At 64.0% G+C, this 15,791-nt stretch carries 12 protein-coding genes; 4 read left to right on the top strand and 8 right to left on the bottom strand.

Annotated features, from left to right (window positions below):
• Positions 1-1,578 (top strand): alkaline phosphatase D family protein, encoded by a 1,578-nt coding sequence (locus HGB41_RS21915; RefSeq protein WP_171088435.1) that lies wholly within the window; start codon positions 1-3, stop codon positions 1,576-1,578.
• A 164-nt stretch (positions 1,579-1,742) separates the two neighbouring features.
• Here HGB41_RS21915 and HGB41_RS21910 read toward each other — a convergent pair whose 3' ends face one another.
• The 4 genes from HGB41_RS21910 to HGB41_RS21895 all read right to left on the bottom strand — a co-directional run bounded on the left by HGB41_RS21910 (position 1,743) and on the right by HGB41_RS21895 (position 8,605).
• Positions 1,743-3,425: a long-chain-fatty-acid--CoA ligase gene (locus HGB41_RS21910; protein WP_171088434.1), complete on the bottom strand. Its 1,683-nt coding sequence runs from the start codon at positions 3,423-3,425 to the stop codon at positions 1,743-1,745.
• Between the two features lie 101 nt (positions 3,426-3,526).
• A complete protein-coding gene (locus HGB41_RS21905; protein WP_171088433.1) occupies positions 3,527-5,218 on the bottom strand; it encodes a long-chain-fatty-acid--CoA ligase in 1,692 nt (563 codons plus the stop codon).
• A 158-nt stretch (positions 5,219-5,376) separates the two neighbouring features.
• Positions 5,377-6,477 carry an aminopeptidase gene (locus HGB41_RS21900; RefSeq protein ID WP_171088476.1) on the bottom strand — a complete coding sequence of 367 codons (1,101 nt, stop codon included), beginning with the start codon at positions 6,475-6,477 and terminating at the stop codon, positions 5,377-5,379.
• A gap of 25 nt (positions 6,478-6,502) precedes the next feature.
• Positions 6,503-8,605 carry a molybdopterin-containing oxidoreductase family protein gene (locus tag HGB41_RS21895; RefSeq protein ID WP_171088432.1) on the bottom strand — a complete coding sequence of 701 codons (2,103 nt, stop codon included), beginning with the start codon at positions 8,603-8,605 and terminating at the stop codon, positions 6,503-6,505.
• A gap of 138 nt (positions 8,606-8,743) precedes the next feature.
• Between HGB41_RS21895 and HGB41_RS21890 the strand changes: the two genes are divergently transcribed.
• Positions 8,744-9,937 (top strand): M20 aminoacylase family protein, encoded by a 1,194-nt coding sequence (locus tag HGB41_RS21890; RefSeq protein ID WP_171088431.1) that lies wholly within the window; start codon positions 8,744-8,746, stop codon positions 9,935-9,937.
• 204 nt (positions 9,938-10,141) lie between these two features.
• Here HGB41_RS21890 and HGB41_RS21885 read toward each other — a convergent pair whose 3' ends face one another.
• Together HGB41_RS21885 and HGB41_RS21880 are read right to left on the bottom strand one after the other, a co-directional pair.
• Positions 10,142-11,035 carry an NAD(P)-dependent oxidoreductase gene (locus tag HGB41_RS21885; RefSeq protein ID WP_171088430.1) on the bottom strand — a complete coding sequence of 298 codons (894 nt, stop codon included), beginning with the start codon at positions 11,033-11,035 and terminating at the stop codon, positions 10,142-10,144.
• Positions 11,035-11,733: a suppressor of fused domain protein gene (locus HGB41_RS21880; RefSeq protein WP_171088429.1), complete on the bottom strand. Its 699-nt coding sequence runs from the start codon at positions 11,731-11,733 to the stop codon at positions 11,035-11,037. Before HGB41_RS21880 ends, HGB41_RS21885 begins: the two co-directional genes overlap by 1 nt.
• A 141-nt stretch (positions 11,734-11,874) precedes the next feature.
• On the opposite strand from HGB41_RS21880, the gene HGB41_RS21875 reads away from it, so the two are divergent.
• Both HGB41_RS21875 and HGB41_RS21870 read left to right on the top strand, forming a co-directional pair.
• On the top strand, positions 11,875-12,429 hold the full coding sequence (locus tag HGB41_RS21875; protein WP_171088428.1) for an acyloxyacyl hydrolase: 555 nt from the start codon (positions 11,875-11,877) through the stop codon (positions 12,427-12,429).
• A 98-nt stretch (positions 12,430-12,527) separates the two neighbouring features.
• Positions 12,528-13,973, top strand: coding sequence for a DHA2 family efflux MFS transporter permease subunit (locus HGB41_RS21870; RefSeq protein WP_229423169.1), 1,446 nt, complete (start codon positions 12,528-12,530; stop codon positions 13,971-13,973).
• Between the two features lie 21 nt (positions 13,974-13,994).
• Here HGB41_RS21870 and HGB41_RS21865 read toward each other — a convergent pair whose 3' ends face one another.
• Both HGB41_RS21865 and HGB41_RS21860 read right to left on the bottom strand, forming a co-directional pair.
• Complete coding sequence (locus HGB41_RS21865; RefSeq protein ID WP_171088427.1) at positions 13,995-14,294, bottom strand: hypothetical protein; 300 nt, start codon at positions 14,292-14,294, stop codon at positions 13,995-13,997.
• A 163-nt stretch (positions 14,295-14,457) separates the two neighbouring features.
• On the bottom strand, positions 14,458-15,408 hold the full coding sequence (locus HGB41_RS21860) for an aspartyl protease family protein (protein WP_212761061.1): 951 nt from the start codon (positions 15,406-15,408) through the stop codon (positions 14,458-14,460).
• Positions 15,409-15,791 lie beyond the last annotated feature (383 nt).

Below are 15,791 nucleotides of genomic sequence, written 5' to 3'. Positions count from 1 at the left end.
ATGCCGACGCGCCGGCACTTCCTGCTCGACAGTGCACGCCTGTCGGCTGCGCTGTCGAGCGTGTCGTTGGCGGCCTGCGCCTCGGCCAAGAAAGGCCCCTACCCGTTCAGCTTGGGCGTCGCCTCGGGCTCGCCGCTGCCTGATTCGGTGATCCTGTGGACCCGCATCCTGAGCGACCCGCTGGGCGCCGAGCCCATGGCGCCGGTAGCGATGCCGGTGCGCTGGGAAGTGGCAAACGACGAGGCTTTCCGAAGCCTCGTCGCGAGCGGCACGGCAACCGCGGCGCCGGAACTGGCCCACAGCGTCCACGTCGACGTGAAAGGCCTGGCCCCGGACCGCCCCTATTGGTACCGCTTCATGCTGGGCGGCGCCGTCAGTCCGGTCGGGCGCACGCGCACTGCACCCGCCAGGGACAGCATGCCGGGCATGCTCAAGCTGGCCGTCGCCTCCTGCCAGCACTGGGAGTTCGGCAGTTATGCCGCGCACCGCCACATCGCGGCAGCCGCGCCGGACCTGGTCGTCTTCCTGGGCGACTATATCTATGAATGGGGGCCCTACCAGCTGCGCCACCCCACGCGCGCTGTGCGAAGCAGCGAGTCGTTCACGCTGAGTGAGTACCGCAAGCGCTATGCGCAGTACAAGAGCGACCCGGACCTGCAGGCGGCGCACCACACCGCGCCCTGGATCGTGACCTGGGACGACCACGAGGTCGGCAACGATTACGCTGCCCTGCGCGATGAGCGACTGGCCGCGGATTTCGCCGCGCGCCGCGCTGCCGCCTACCAGGCTTTTTATGAACACATGCCGCTGCGGCTCCCGCAAGTGCGCCGCGACGGCTTCGGCGCCGTGCCGCTGTTCCAGCGCTACGACTGGGGACGGCTGGCGCGCTTCCACGTGCTCGACGACCGCCAGTACCGCTCGCCGCAGGTGTGCGCCAAGTCGGCCACGCGCGGCGGCTCGAACGCGGTGTTCGCGCGCGGCTGCGAAGCGCTGCGCGACCCGCGCCGCACGATGCTGGGCTTTGATCAGGAAGCCTGGCTGGAGTCGGGGCTGGCGACCTCGCGCGCGAAGTGGAACATCCTGGCGCAGCAGACGCTCATGGCGCAGTCGAGCAGCGTGCCGGTGTTGACGCCGCAGGATGGCCGCTTCTGGACCGATGGCTGGGATGGCTATCCGGCCGCGCGCCGGCGCCTGCTCGAGACCATCGTCAAGCATGGCGCCCATAATCCGCTGGTGCTCGGCGGGGACGTCCACACTTTTTATACGACCTCGCTGCGGCCGGACTTTTCCCGGCCGGTGTCGAAGCAGAACCCGGTGGTGGCGACCGAATTCGTCGGCACCTCGGTGACCTCGAGTTCACGCCCGCAGGAACGCACCCTGGCGCAGATGGAGAACAACCCGCACATGCTGTACGGGCGCAGCGACAAGCGCGGTTACCTGCTGCTCGAGATCACGCCGAAACAGGCGGTGGCGCGCTGCATGGGACTGGACGACGTGCACGATGCGAAGTCGGCGATCGCGCAGCTGGCGGCGTTCCGGGTGGATGATGGGATGGCGGGGGCGATGCGCTTGGGTTAGGGGCTGCGGTGCGGAATTGGCGTGATCAATGCCAGTGGCATTGTTCACGCCTTCGCCGGGATGACGTGCAGAATGCTCGGTCAGGAATATGCTACCTCTGCGTTAGCTTCAGAACCGTCGTCCCGGCGAAGGCCGGGACCCAAGTTAACAAGAACAGTGCCGGCTTACGCCGACGTCTTCTCATCCCGCAACTCACGCCTGAGAATCTTGCCCACGTTCGTCTTCGGCAGCGTCTCGCGGAACTCCACATACTTCGGACGCTTGTAGCCGGTGAACTGCTCCTTGCAGTAGGCGATCACGTCGTCGCTGCTCAGCGAGGCATCCTTGCGCACGATGTACAGCTTCACCGCTTCGCCGGAATTCTTGTCCGGCACGCCTACGCAGGCTACTTCCAGCACGCCCGGATGGGCAGCCACCACGCCTTCGATCTCGTTCGGGTAGACGTTGAAGCCCGACACCAGGATCATGTCCTTCTTGCGGTCGACGATGCGGGTATAGCCCTTGTCGTCCATGATGCCGATGTCGCCGGTCTTGAAGAAGCCGCTAGCTGTCATGACCTTGGCGGTTTCGTCGTCGCGCTGCCAGTAGCCGGCCATCACCTGCGGGCCGCGCACGCCGATCTCGCCGGCGGTGCCGAACGGGACTTCGTTGCCGGCTTCGTCCAGGATGCGGATTTCAGTCGATGGCAGCGGCAGGCCGATGGTGCCGGTGAAGTCGGTGATGTCGCAGCGGTTCGCGGTGACCACCGGCGAAGTCTCGGACAGCCCGTAGCCTTCGACGATCGGGATGCCGGTCAGCGCCAGCCATTTATCGGCCACGGCCTTTTGCACCGCCATGCCGCCGCCCGGGCACACCAGGAGGCCCGAGAAATCGAGCTTTGCGAATTCCGGGTTGTTCACCAGGCCGTTGTACAGCGTGTTCACGGCCGGGAAGATGTTGATGCGGTAGTTGCCGAGCTCCTTGATGAAGCCCGGGATGTCGCGCGGGTTCGGGATCAGGAGGTTCATGCCGCCCACGCGCAGCCCCAGCAGCGCGCACACGGTCAGCGCATAGATGTGGTACAGCGGCAGCGCGCACACGAACTGCGCCTGTTCGCCCGGCTTGATCTTGCTGAGGGTCGGGGCGAACCAGGCTTCGTTCTGCAGCACGTTGGCGATCACGTGCTTGTGCAGCAGCACGGCGCCCTTCGAGACGCCGGTGGTGCCGCCGGTGTACTGCAGGAAGGCGATGTCGTCGTGGCCGATGGCCACCGGCTTCATTGCCAGGCTTGAAGCGTCGGAGAGCATGCGCTTGAAGCCGATTGCGCCCGGCAGCGAATACGCCGGCACCATCTTCTTGACCTTGCGGACCACCAGGTTGACCAGCGTGCCCTTCAGGCCGCCCAGCAGGTCGCCCATGGTGCCGACCACCACATGCTTGACCTGGGTGTTGGCGATCACCTGCTCCAAGGTGTGCGCGAAGTTCTCGAGCACCACGATGGCTTCGGCGCCCGAATCGACCAGCTGGTGTTGCAGCTCGCGCGGCGTGTAGAGCGGGTTGACGTTGACGATCACATAGCCGGCGCGCAGCACGGCGGCCATCGCCACCGGGTATTGCAGCACGTTCGGCAGCATGATGGCCACGCGTGCGCCGGGTTTCAGGCCGCGCGCCTGCAGCCAGGCGGCCATGCGTGCGGACAGGCGGTCCAGTTCGGCGAAGGTAAGGGACTTGCCCATGCACGCGTAGGCCTTGCGGTCGGCGTACTTGCGGAACGCCTCCTCGAGCAGGTGCGTCAGGGAGCGGTACTGCGTCGGGTCGATCTCCGCGGGTACGCCTTCCTCATACGACTTGAGCCAAAACTTGTCCATCCGTGCCTCACCTTCTTGTGTAGTAGCCTGCAAACCAGGTCATTAAAATGCGAAGCCGCCCGGGGTACGGGCGGCTTCTGCCAACCAAATCCGCGTGCTGCTTATGCCGTCTGCGCAGGCTGCTTTTCGTCGCGCAGCGCACGCCGCAGGATCTTGCCGACGTTCGTCTTCGGCAGCTCGTCGCGGAACTCGATGTATTTCGGTTTCTTGTAGCCGGTGAACTGCTGCTTGCAGTAGTCCATCAGCTGCTCGGCGGTGAGGTTCGGGTCTTTCTTGACCACGAAGACCTTCACCGCTTCGCCGGAATGCTCGTCCGGCACGCCGATCACGGCGCATTCGAGCACGCCCGGATGCCCGGCGATCACGCCTTCCAGTTCGTTCGGGTAGACGTTGAAGCCCGAGACCAGGATCATGTCCTTCTTGCGGTCGACGATTTTCACATAGCCCTGCTCGTCCATGATGCCGACGTCGCCCGACTTGAAGAAGCCGTCCGGCGTCATGACCTTGGCCGTTTCGTCCGGGCGGTTCCAGTAGCCCGCCATCACCTGCGGGCCGCGGATCGCGATCTCGCCGATCTGGCCGAGCGCCATCGGCTTGCCTTCGTCATCCAGGATCGCGATGTCGGTGGACGGGACCGGCAGGCCGATCGTGCCGGTGAATTCCTTGACGTCGGCGCGGTTGCAGGTAGCCACCGGCGAGGTCTCCGACAGGCCGTAGCCTTCGATGATGCTGGTGCCGGTGATCTGCTTCCACTTGTCGTTGACGGCCTTCTGCACCGCCATGCCGCCGCCGTTGCAGATCTTCAGGCCCGAGAAGTCCAGGCTGGCGAAGTCCGGGTGGTTGACCAGCGCGTTGTACAGCGTGTTCACCGCCGGCAGCATGTTGATCTTGTACTTGCCGAGCTCCTTGATGAAGGCCGGGATGTCGCGCGGATTCACGATCAGGACGTTCAGCGAGCCGGTGCGCATGCCCCACATCGCGCAGGCCGTCAGCGCGAAGATGTGGTACAGCGGCAGGGCGCAGACGATCACGGTCTGCTCGCCGTTGCCCACATCGCCCATCGCCGGCTTGGCCCAGGCTTCGGTCTGCAGCACGTTGGCGATCACGTTGCGGTGCGTGAGCGCGGCGCCCTTCGACACGCCGGTAGTGCCGCCGGTGTACTGCAGGAAGGCGACCTCCGACGCATCCGGCGCGGCCGGGGTGAACGGCATCTTGGCGCCCTGCGCCAGGGCGTCCTTGAAGCGCACCATGTTCGGCAGCGAGAACTCCGGCACCATCTTCTTGACGTTGCGGACCACGAAATTGACCAGCATGCCCTTGGCGCCGCCCAGCATCTCGCCCATGCTTGCCACCACCACGTGCTTCAGCGGGGTCTTGCTCATCACCTGCTGCACGGTGTGCGCGAAGTTCTCGAGCACGATGATCGCTTCGCTGCCCGAGTCGGTGATCTGGTGCTCGAGCTCGCGCGGCGTGTACAGCGGGTTCACGTTCACCACCGTAAAGCCGGCGCGCAGCACGGCCGCGATCGCGATCGGGTACTGCAGCACGTTCGGCATCATGATGGCGACGCGCGCGCCAGGCTGCATGCCGCGGCTTTGCAGCCAGCCGGCCAGCTTCTTCGAGTAGGCATCCAGTTCGCCGTAGGTCAGGAACTTGTCCATGCAAACGTAGGCGTTGCGGTCGGCGTACTTGCTGAACGATTCATCCAGCATGTGCACCAGCGACTTGTACTGGTCCGGATTGATCTCAGCAGGTACGTTCGGGGGGTACGACTTCAGCCAATTTTTGTCCATCAGGATGCCTCTGTCTCGAAATAGTTATCGTTGTGGTCGAGCGGCCGCGGTGCGCAGCAGGGATCTTGATGTCCTTTGCATACGCGCGCGCGAAGCTTGCGCCTTTGCTATCGCTTCAATGTGATGCTATCGGGCAGCGACAATGCGCGCAAGCTCTTTTATGGCTTTTGGAACGCGTCCTCTATCTTGGCGCCCCCCATGCTGCGCTGCACGACCAGCGGACTGGTGGCCGCCGGCGCCGCCAGGTTCTTCAGCACGCGGTGGCGATCGGCTTTGTCGAGCTTTGCAAGCTGGTTGACCGACTTGTAGAACGCGGGCCAGGTGCGCTCCTTGCGCAGCAGCGCGCGGAAGGCCGGCACGAAGTCGTTATAGGTGGCGATCGAGGCCAGGTGGGCGTTCGACAGCGGCTCGGCGAAGAAGCGGTCGTAGCCGGCATAGCCGCCCCAGTTCGCCTTGAGCACCTGGTAATCGTCCTTCAGCGCCACGAACAGGCGCCCCTTCGAGGCGCGCTTCTCGTCGCGGCTCATCTTGCTGGCATAGGTCTTTTCCAGCTCGCCACGGTAGCGCACCAGCAGCGCCATGAAATCCTTCTTGCGCAGCGTGTAACGCTCGAAGGCTTCGGTCATCATCGGGTTGCCGAAGCGTTCCAGCCAGCCTTCGACGCCAGCCGCCTCCACCGCGCTGGCGAAGGATTCGTTGAACTTCGAGTCACCCTGCACGTACACCACCTGGTGCGCCAGTTCGTGGAAGATCAGGCGCGCCAGTTCGGCGTCGGGGTAGTTGATGAAGGTCGAGATCAGCGGGTCGCTGAACCAGCCCAGGGTCGAATAGGCGCTGACGCCGCCCACTTCCACGTCATTTCCCTGGGCGCGCAGCTCCTTCGCATAGGCCTGCGCATCCTGCTTGCTGTAGTAGCCGCGGTAGTTCACGCAGCCGGCCACCGGGAAGCACCACTGCATGGGTTTCAGCGACAGCTCGGGCGTGGCGACCACGTTCCACAGCACGTAGGGGCGTTCCAGCTTGGTGAAATGGGTATAGCTGCCGTTATCGGGCAGTTTCAGTTCCTGGATGGCGAAGCGGCGGATCTGGCGCGCCGTCTCGAGCCGGTGGCGCAGGGGAGTGGCGGTGCGGGGATCGGCCAGCCAGTCATCGATCGGGCGGGAATCGGCCAGCAGTTCGAGCTGGCCCTGGGCGGCCTGGGAGTAGTAGTTGAGGGATGAGCAGCTTGACAACATCAGGGCCGCGGCTGCGGCCCCCATGAATGGCCGGAAGGCCTGGGAAAATCTAGAGGTTTTCATCTCGCGTTGAAGGTGAGGCTTTTTCAACCTGCACCAGGGTGTCGTAGAAGGTTGGCGCCCTGCCCATGTCGGTCAATCGCTGGCTGGTCACTTCGTTTGCGTTCTTGCCGTCGCTGGCGAGTTTCTTCCACCAGATCGACAAGCCCACTACCAGCCCTTCGCGCGCCTTGTCGGTGACGCGTGCACGGGCAACGAATGAGCCGCGGTCGTTGAAGATACGCGCCATCTCGCCGTGAGCGATGCCGCGGCGGGCGGCGTCATTCGGGTGGATGTCGAGGTGCGGCTCGCCCTCGGTTGCGCGCAAACTCTGCACGTTCACAAACGTCGAGTTCAGGAAGTTGCGGGCCGGTGGCGAGATCATCGCCAGCGGGTACTTCCGTGCCAGCTCCGGATTGGAGGCGGCCGATTCATACGGCGGAATATAGGTCGGGAGTGGATCGAGTCCGTCGCGCGCCATGCTGCTTGAATAAAATTCGCACTTGCCCGACGGGGTCGGGAAGCCGCCTTCGGCAAACGGCGCGTCCGGCATGGCCAGCTTCTGCCAGCCCTTTTTTTTCAGGGACTCCCAGTCGAAGTGCACGGCGCGCTCATGCTTCTTGTCGAAGGCCTGCGCGGCCAGTTCGTCATCGGTCTCGCGGAAGCATGGGTCATCAAAACCCATGCGCGCGGCCAGCAGGCGGAAGAATTCGGTGTTCGGTTTCGCTTCGCCGATCGGCTCGATGGCGGCGTTATTCGCCATCATGTACAGGTGGCCGTAGGCCAGGTGGGCATCGACGTGTTCGAGCTGGGTAGTGGCCGGCAGCAGGATGTCGGCATAGTCGGCGCTGTCGGTATGGAAGTGCTCGAGCACGACGGTGAACAGGTCTTCGCGCTCGAAACCTTGCGCTACCCGTGCGGAATCGGGTGCGATCGCCAGCGGGTTGGCGTTGTAGACGATGACGGCTTCGATCTTCGGGCCGAAACCCGGGGAAGCTTCCTGCAGCAGGTCGTCGCCGATGGTGGTCATGTTGATGGTGCGTGGGGCGCGGCCGGCCAGCAGGTCCGGGCGCTGCAGGGCCGGACGGTTGGTCGGGAAGGAGCCCGAGGTCGACAATTGCACGCCGCCGGCCGGATGGCGCCATGCGCCGACCAGGGCCGGTAGGCAGGCGATGTTCCGCACCGCCATGCCGCCGCCGCGCACGCGCTGCAGGCCGTAGTTCATGCGGATCGCGGTGCCCTCGCCGCTGCGTGCGGACTGGCCGTACAGGCGCGCCAGCCCAACCACTTCGTCGACCGTGATGCCACAGGTTTCGGCGGTGCGTTCCGGCGTCCACTCCAGGGCACGCGCCTTGAGCTCGTCGTAGCCGAGCGTGTAATTGGCGATGTAGTCGTGGTCGACCAGGTCTTCCTGGATCAGCACGTGCATCATGCCCAGCGCCAGCGCGGCGTCCGTACCTGGCAACAGGGCAATGTGCTGGTGGCACTTCTCTGCGGTGAGCGAGCGGTAGGGATCGATCGCGATGAGCTTCGCGCCGCGGCGCTTGGCTTCCTGCACGCGCATCCAGAGGTGCAGGTTCGAGGCAATCGGGTTGCCGCCCCAGATCAGGATCAGCTTCGCATCCTGGAACTGTTCGATGTCGGTGCCGATCGAGCTGCCGATGGTGTACTTGTAGCCGGTCGCACCAGCTGTCGCGCAGATGGTACGGTCAAGCAGCGAAGCGCCGAGTTTGTTGAAGAACCGCAAAGACATGGAGTCGCCCTGGACGAGTCCCATTGTGCCTGCATAGCTGTACGGCAGAATCGCTTGCGGGTCGCGGGAAGCGATCTCGCCCAAGCGAACAGCGATCTCGTCGATTGCCTCAACCCACGTGATGCGTTCGAACCTGCCCTCGCCCTTGCGGCCGATGCGGCGCATCGGGTACAGCACGCGATCGGGGTGATAGGTGCGCTCCACATAGCGCGCCACCTTGGTGCACAGGACGCCCTGCGTCGTCGGATGCTCCGGATCGCCCTTCACTTCAGTCGCCACGCCCTTATCGACGGTGACGAGGATCGCACAGGTATCGGGGCAATCGTGGGGGCAGGCAGCGCGGACTTGGGTGACGGACATGGACGGGAAAATGCTTCGTGAAACCAATACTTTATACGATTCCCGCCCTCCCCGTGCCCCCTCTTTCACCCTCTGTTTGAGGCAGGCTACAATAGTTCAAAGTGTGCAATGCCAGCATGACAAAAAACGGAGACACAAATGAAACTTATGGAACCTATCCTTGCCTTTCAACCGGAACTGCAGGAGATCCGGCGCGACCTGCATGCGCATCCGGAGCTCTGTTACGAAGAAGTACGCACCGCCGACGTGGTGGCGGCGCGCCTGACGGAATGGGGCATCCCGGTCGTGCGCGGGCTGGGCGTGACCGGTGTTGTCGGAATCATCAAGCACGGTGCATCAAAGCGTGCGATCGGCCTGCGCGCCGACATGGATGCGCTGCCGATGCAGGAGACGAATGCCTTCGCGCATACCTCGCGCCATGCCGGCAAGATGCACGCCTGCGGCCACGATGGCCACACCGCCATGCTGCTCGGCGCCGCCCACCACCTGGCGCAGCACCGCAATTTCGACGGCACCGTCTACCTGATCTTCCAGCCCGCGGAAGAAGGCGGTGGCGGCGCGCGCCGCATGATGGAGGACGGCCTGTTCGAGCAGTTCCCGATGGAGGCGGTGTACGGCATGCATAACTGGCCGGGCATCCCGGAGGGGAATTTCGGCGTGGTTGCGGGGCCGATGATGGCATCCAGTAACGAGTTCCGCGTGGTCGTGCGCGGCAAGGGCTGCCATGCGGCGCAACCGCATCGCGGCATCGATCCGGTGATGGTGGCGGTGCAGATCGCCCAGGCCTGGCAGACCATCGTCTCGCGCGAAAAGAATCCGCTCGAGTCGGCGGTGCTGTCGATCACGCAAATCCACGCGGGCAGCGCCACCAATGTCATTCCCGACGAAGCCGAGCTGATCGGCACCGTGCGCACCTTCTCGACCGGCGTGCTGGACTTGATCCAGCGCCGCATGGAAGAGATCGCCTCAGGTGTTGCGGCGGCCTTCAATGCCTCGGTCGACTTCAACTTCAAGCGCAATTACCCGCCGCTGATCAACCATGCGGAGCAGACGGCGTTTGCGGTGGAGGCGATGCGCGCGGTGGTGGGGGCGGAGCGGGTCGATACGCAGGTCGAGCCGACCATGGGGGCGGAAGATTTCGCATTCATGCTGCAGGAGAAGCCGGGCTGCTATGTGTTCATCGGTAACGGTGAGGGATCGCACCGCGCCGGCGGGCATGGGCTCGGGCCGTGCCAGTTGCATAACACGAGCTATGACTTCAATGACAATTTGCTGCCGATTGGGGCGAGTTATTGGGTGAAGCTGGTGGAGATGAGTTTGCCGGGGGCGTGATTGTCCTGCGACGCAACCGTTGCCGCTTTTTTGCCGGTGGCGTGATTTTTCTACGACTCAACCGTTGCCGCTTTTCGTAGGGTGGGCGGGGTTATTTCGGGCAATGCCCGGAATGACGAACCCCCGCGCGTTCAAATCACGGTAATGCTGGCCGTTCGGCTGCTCATCCGCTGGTTGAACGCGCGGGCAAGGAACTTGCCCACCCTACGGGAGCGTGTCCTTCCCGCTTCCCAGCCGGATTCCCGGGTTCAGCTTTTCAAGCGCCAATAGCGCGGCTGCGTGATCGGCCGTAGGTAGCTGCGTTTCGATCGACTCATACCTCCGCGTCACCAGCTCCGCCACAGGCAGCGTCAACCCAGCCGCCCCCGCCGCCACCAGCACATTGCGCAAATCCTTTAACTGGCTCTTCACCTGCCCGCCCGGCATGAAATTCCGGTCCAGCATGCGCTGCCCATGCACCTCGAGGATGCGGCTGCCCGCAAAGCCGCCGCGGATCGCCTCGCGCACGGCTACCGGGTCCGCCCCGGCCGCCTGGGCCAGCAGCAGCGCCTCCGCCACCACGTTCAAGGTGGCGCCGACGATCAGTTGATTGCACAGCTTGGCCACCTGCCCACTGCCCACCGGACCGACCCGTTGTGGCGTCCCCATGACGGCCAGGATGTTTGCCATTTGGTCAAAATCCGCCTCCTCTCCCCCCACCATGATCGCCAGCGTCCCCGCTTCCGCCCCACTGACACCGCCCGACACGGGCGCATCGAGAAAGCGGCAGCCCTGTGCCGACAAGGCCGCGTGAAATGCCAGCGCCTCATCGTGCCGAGTCGAGCTCATGTCGATCCACAGCGTGCCCGGCGCCAGCGCGGGCAAGGCGGCTGCGATCACCTCGCCCATCACCTGCCCCGCCTCCAGCATGGAAATGACCACCTGCGCGCCCTGCACCGCCTCGAACAACTCAGCCACCGGCTGGGCACCGGCCTCGCGCACGGCCTCGGCCTTGGCAAAGGTCCGGTTCCACGCGCGCACAGTAAAGCCCGCCTGCGCCAGGCGGCTTGCCATCGGCCTTCCCATCAGGCCAATGCCGAGGAAGGCGATGGTCGTCATCAGAACAGGCCGAGGAATTTCTTGACGGTGTTCTTGCGGCCCGGGACAACGAGGTCGGTCACACCCTTCTCGTTGAATGCATCGAGCAGTTCCGGGAAGCCCTTGCGCTTCACGAGGTTCAGCTCGGCCTCGTACAGCGGCACGACGCAATGGAAATAAATGTCCTTGCCATCCTGCGACAGCGAGGCAAAGGCTTCCGGCGCCGAGGCCGGCGGCAGCAGGATCGCACCGGTGAACTCGACGCCCTTGGCATAAGGCTTGGCCGGGCTGCCGTTCGGCACCGTGTGGCCGAGGCCAAGCCAGGTGGCATGCTGGTGCGGGTAATGGGCCAGGTGGCGCAGCAGGGCGACCGGCCAGTACCAGCGCTCGTCCTGCACCGATTGCGCATCGAGCTTCCAGTCCGCGGGCAGGGCCATCATCAGCTCGGCATACGGCGGCGCGCCTTCGGGCACGGTCATCGGGCGGCTGCTCATGCCCGAGGTCACCAGCCGCAGGAAGGGCGTCTGCGCATTGGCCGGCACCACGTGGATATCGACCTGGACCGGGTCGGCGACAGTGTCGTGGAAAACAGTGTCGATGCGGCCGAGGTGTTGGGCGATGTGGTCCGCCACCGGGTCATGCGGCAGCGTGACGGGCGCCATCTGCTGCTGGGTCGGGTGGGCAAGCGGGTAGAGCGGCGTGGAGATCGGTTCAGTCATGCGGATTGGGCAAATAAAGGATGCGTTTTGCGGAAGGTCTATCATACCGCGCCACGAACCGGGTGGCGGCCAGCACCGTATTGTTCACGCTAGTACAATAACGCATTCCACAATATTTCTACCTCGTTAAGAAAGCGGTTTATGCGCACTTTGAAGAAATTGGCCACCGTTGCAGCCAGCTTGGCCGCCGTAGTCTTCGCCCAGGCTGGCCACGCTGCCGAGGGATTTGTTGATTCCGCCTCCTTCGAGGTGGGCACCAATCCGCAGCAGCGCATGTTCCGCGCCGCCGCGCAAAAGGACTGGCAGCAGCGCTGGTTCGCCGGCAGCGGCCGCCACCTGTCGGGCTACTGGGAAGGCAGCCTCGCGCTGTGGCAGCTGGATGCTTACCGCAACGTGCCCGGCCAGGAAAAGAACATTGCCGTCATCGGCTTCACGCCGGTGCTGCGCTACCAGGCCGACAGCAAGCTTGGCCTGTATGCCGAAGCCGGTATCGGCGTGAACCTGTTCTCCAGCCTGTACAAGAACCGCGACAAGGAACTGTCCACCGCCTTCCAGTTCGGCGACCACGTCGGCGTGGGCTATACCACCCCCAAATGGGATCTCGGCCTGCGGTTCCAGCACTACTCGAACGCCAGCATCAAGCGCCCGAATGGCGGCGCGAACTGGGTAACCGTCAAGGCGGCCTACCGCTTCTGAGCGGGCCACCCGACGCGGTGCTGAACACGGCCCTGCTGCGATTTATGTAAGAATCGGGCCAGGAGGGCCGTCCGGCCTGCAAGCATCACGAGGCCAGATTGACTGACCCCAGCACGATCAAACGCTACCTGCCATGGCTGGTGGCGACTGCCCTGTTCATGGAGCAGCTCGACGCCACCATCGTCAATACCGCCATTCCCAGCATCGCGGCCAGCCTGCAGGTCACGCCGCTGAGCCTGAAGTCGGTCGTTACCAGCTATATCCTCGGCCTGGCCGTCGGCATCCCGCTCAGCGGCTGGATGGCCGACCGCTTCGGCACCCGCCGCGTCTTCTTCATTGCGATCTCGATCTTTACCGTCGCCTCGGTGCTGTGCGGGCTGGCGCCCACCGCCCCCATGATGACGGCCGCGCGCCTGCTGCAGGGGCTGGGTGGCGCGATGATGATGCCGGTCGGACGGCTGGCGATCGTGCGCACCTTTCCCAAGAACGAACTGCTCGGCGCCATGAATTTCGTGATCATCCCGGCGCTGATCGGGCCGCTGCTCGGGCCGACCATCGGCGGACTGATCGTCCACTGGACCTCCTGGCGCGTGATCTTTTTCGTCAACGTGCCGGTGGGGCTGGTGGCGCTCTACCTGGTCTGGAAGCACATGCCGGATTACCAGGGCCATGAGAAACGCCCGCTCGACCTGATCGGCCTGGTGCTGTTCAGCAGCGGCACGGCCATCCTGTCCTGGCTGCTGGAAGTATTCGGCGAGCACACGCTCGATGCCGTGACGGGCGGACTGCTGCTGGCCCTGTCGCTGGCGCTGCTGGCCAGTTACGCCTGGCATGCGCTTCGCATCAAGCACCCGCTGCTGCGGCTGACCCTGTTCAAGGTGCGCACCTTCCGCATCTCGGTGGCGGGCGGATTCTTCACCCGTCTCGGCGTCGGCGGCCTGCCCTTCCTGCTGCCGCTGCTCTACCAGCTGGGGCTCGGGCTGCCGGCCTGGCAGTCGGGCCTGTTGATGATGCCGGCAGCCGCGGCCGCGATGGGCATGAAGATGTTTGCGCCCAGGTTGCTGGCGCGCTTCGGCTACCGCCAGGTGTTGACCGTGAATACGGTGCTGATCGGCGTGACGATCGCCATGTTCACGCTGGTGGGGCCGGGCACGCCCTTTTACGTGATCGTCGCCATCAGCCTGGCGCAGGGCTTCTTCAATTCTCTGCAGTTCTCCAGCATGAACACGCTGGCCTATGCCGACATTGAACCGAACGACACCAGCATGGCAAGCACGATGTCGAGCTCCTTCCAGCAGCTGTCGATGAGTTTCGGCCTGGCGACCGGATCGATCGTGACGGCCTGGTTCCTCGGGCCGGTGGCGCAGGACAACCGCGTGCTGGTGTCCCAGGCCCTGCACCACGGTTTCGGCATCCTGGCGGTGATGACCCTGGTGTCGTCAGCGATCTTCTGGCGGCTGCGCCGCAACGACGGCGACAGCATCAGCCGCGGCCAGGTGAAGGCCAAGGAAGCCGAGCCGGTGGCCCAGCCGCTCGGCAGCTAGGCTGCTCCAGGTGCTGCCCGTTCAGTGCCGTCCATGCCGGCCGTGGCCGCCGCGATGATGTCCCCAGCCGCCGCGATGGTGTCCCCCACCGCCATGACGCCAGCCATGGTGATGGTGGTTGCGGTAGTTCCCATGACCCCTGTAATAGCCGAATCCCAGGTCCAGGGCGATGGGCGGGCCGACATAGGTTGGATAGCCATAGCCTGGATAGCCGGCGTCGTAGGCATAGGGCGGCCCATATACGGCACAGCCTCCGAGCCCGGCGGCCAGAAGCAGCGCCGCGGCGACACGCCGCAGCGACGAGGTGATGTGGATGTTCATGTCAGCCCCCGGATCAGGCGAAGCTTATTGAGTGTAGTCCGGGCAGGCGTTTATTCAATATCAGGCAGTTAAGTCGGGCAGATAAGCTTACCCCGCCGAGCGCCGCGGCCCCTCCCCTTCTTGTTCATCGCGAGGGATCGGGCGAGCCGGGCGCGGCCGCAGTTCAGTTGATGATTTGCGGGATCACCTTCACCTCACCGCGTTTGATGGTTCGCGGCGACGTGATGGGAGAGAAGTAGATCTGCTTTTGGCTGGTGGCGATATAGACGCGATGGCGGTGCAGGAAATCCGCCCCCAGCACCAGGATCTCGCCCGAATGCGGCAGGTCCATCAGGCGCAGGTCCATGTCCTTGACTTCCAGGGCGCCGATCGAGGTCGAGGGCACCGAGACTTTCCACACCGGGTTATCGGCTTCGTGTCCGGGCAGCGGATCCTCGCGCACGGCGCCAGGCGAGTTCGCCGTCAATCCCAGCCGTTCAGCCGTGGCCTTGGGCAGGTAGGAATACGGGGTCGCTGTCGACAGCAGGGCGCGCAGGTCGGTGCCTCCGATACGGACATTGAACACGAGCCGGGGCTCGCGCTTCCATGGATCGTGCCAGGCCAGGACCGGCACGGCTTGTGGATCCCAATAAGCCAGATGCGCCCGGATGCAGCCGCTCGGCTTGAAAGGTTTCATGTAGCCGGCGTCCAGGGCAATCTCGAGATCCGTTTGCAGGAGGGTGCCGGCGCCCATCCTCACTGCGAAGGTATCGTCCATGAAGTCCTCGACCATGTAGGTGCTGTCTTTTGCGCTGGCCACGCCAAAAGAAAACTCCTTGATGAGGGCATGCGTGACCTCGCGCACGATATCGACGCCCTTTGGATTGCGCTCGTCGTCGGCAGACATCTTGCTCGTCGAACCGCGCACCGCGACGCCCAGACGATCCAGTGTCTTCCTGTTGAATACGACGGATTCCGCCGCACCGGTGCTCAGCATGACAGGAACGGCGGTGCCGTTGATCGTCGCCTTCCCGACCGGTCGCATGTCGTCGGTAATAGTGATCGGCAACTTCGGCTGTTCGTTCATATTGCAGCCGGCCGGCAGGGAATAAGCGAAAGCCGCCTGGGAGAACATGAGGCTGGCGCAAACGGCATACCGTAACAAGGTAGAAGGTCGAGCAGTATTCATGGGATCGAAAGGTGGTTGCATGAAGAGCCAGTATATGTACTGGGATGTCCTCTGGAGCAAGCTCCTGCAAATTACCCTTTGGCCATAGACCTGCAATTGAGAGCGAAAGCCGGCCATGGTGCCGATTCTGCTTCCACGATGAAGAGGACTCAAAACGCAAAAAACCCCACCGCGGGATCCGCATTGCGGATCCTTGCCCTGGTGGGGTTTTGATCAAGACGAAAAAAAGCCCGCTAGTTCACTAGCGGGCTTTTTCTTTATAACTAGCCTGACGATAACCTACTTTCACACTGGTTGCAGCACTATCATCGGCGCAAAGTCGTTTCACG

The sequence above is a fragment of the Telluria aromaticivorans genome (assembly GCF_013003915.1).
GTDB classification, from domain to species: Bacteria; Pseudomonadota; Gammaproteobacteria; order Burkholderiales; family Burkholderiaceae_D; genus Telluria; species Telluria aromaticivorans.
The sequence above is the reverse complement of the archived record's forward strand: the minus strand, read 5'-3'. Positions and strand labels throughout refer to the sequence as shown.

Bases quoted from the DNA above. Each gene is read 5' to 3' on its own strand.
- HGB41_RS21915 (WP_171088435.1), top strand. From the start codon at position 1: ATGCCGACGCGCCGGCACTTCCTGCTCGACAGTGCACGCCTGTCGGCT.
- HGB41_RS21910 (WP_171088434.1), bottom strand. From the start codon at position 3,425: ATGGACAAGTTTTGGCTCAAGTCGTATGAGGAAGGCGTACCCGCGGAG.
- HGB41_RS21905 (WP_171088433.1), bottom strand. From the start codon at position 5,218: ATGGACAAAAATTGGCTGAAGTCGTACCCCCCGAACGTACCTGCTGAG.
- HGB41_RS21900 (WP_171088476.1), bottom strand. From the start codon at position 6,477: ATGGGGGCCGCAGCCGCGGCCCTGATGTTGTCAAGCTGCTCATCCCTC.
- HGB41_RS21895 (WP_171088432.1), bottom strand. From the start codon at position 8,605: ATGTCCGTCACCCAAGTCCGCGCTGCCTGCCCCCACGATTGCCCCGAT.
- HGB41_RS21890 (WP_171088431.1), top strand. From the start codon at position 8,744: ATGAAACTTATGGAACCTATCCTTGCCTTTCAACCGGAACTGCAGGAG.
- HGB41_RS21885 (WP_171088430.1), bottom strand. From the start codon at position 11,035: ATGACGACCATCGCCTTCCTCGGCATTGGCCTGATGGGAAGGCCGATG.
- HGB41_RS21880 (WP_171088429.1), bottom strand. From the start codon at position 11,733: ATGACTGAACCGATCTCCACGCCGCTCTACCCGCTTGCCCACCCGACC.
- HGB41_RS21875 (WP_171088428.1), top strand. From the start codon at position 11,875: ATGCGCACTTTGAAGAAATTGGCCACCGTTGCAGCCAGCTTGGCCGCC.
- HGB41_RS21865 (WP_171088427.1), bottom strand. From the start codon at position 14,294: ATGAACATCCACATCACCTCGTCGCTGCGGCGTGTCGCCGCGGCGCTG.
- HGB41_RS21860 (WP_212761061.1), bottom strand. From the start codon at position 15,408: ATGTTCTCCCAGGCGGCTTTCGCTTATTCCCTGCCGGCCGGCTGCAAT.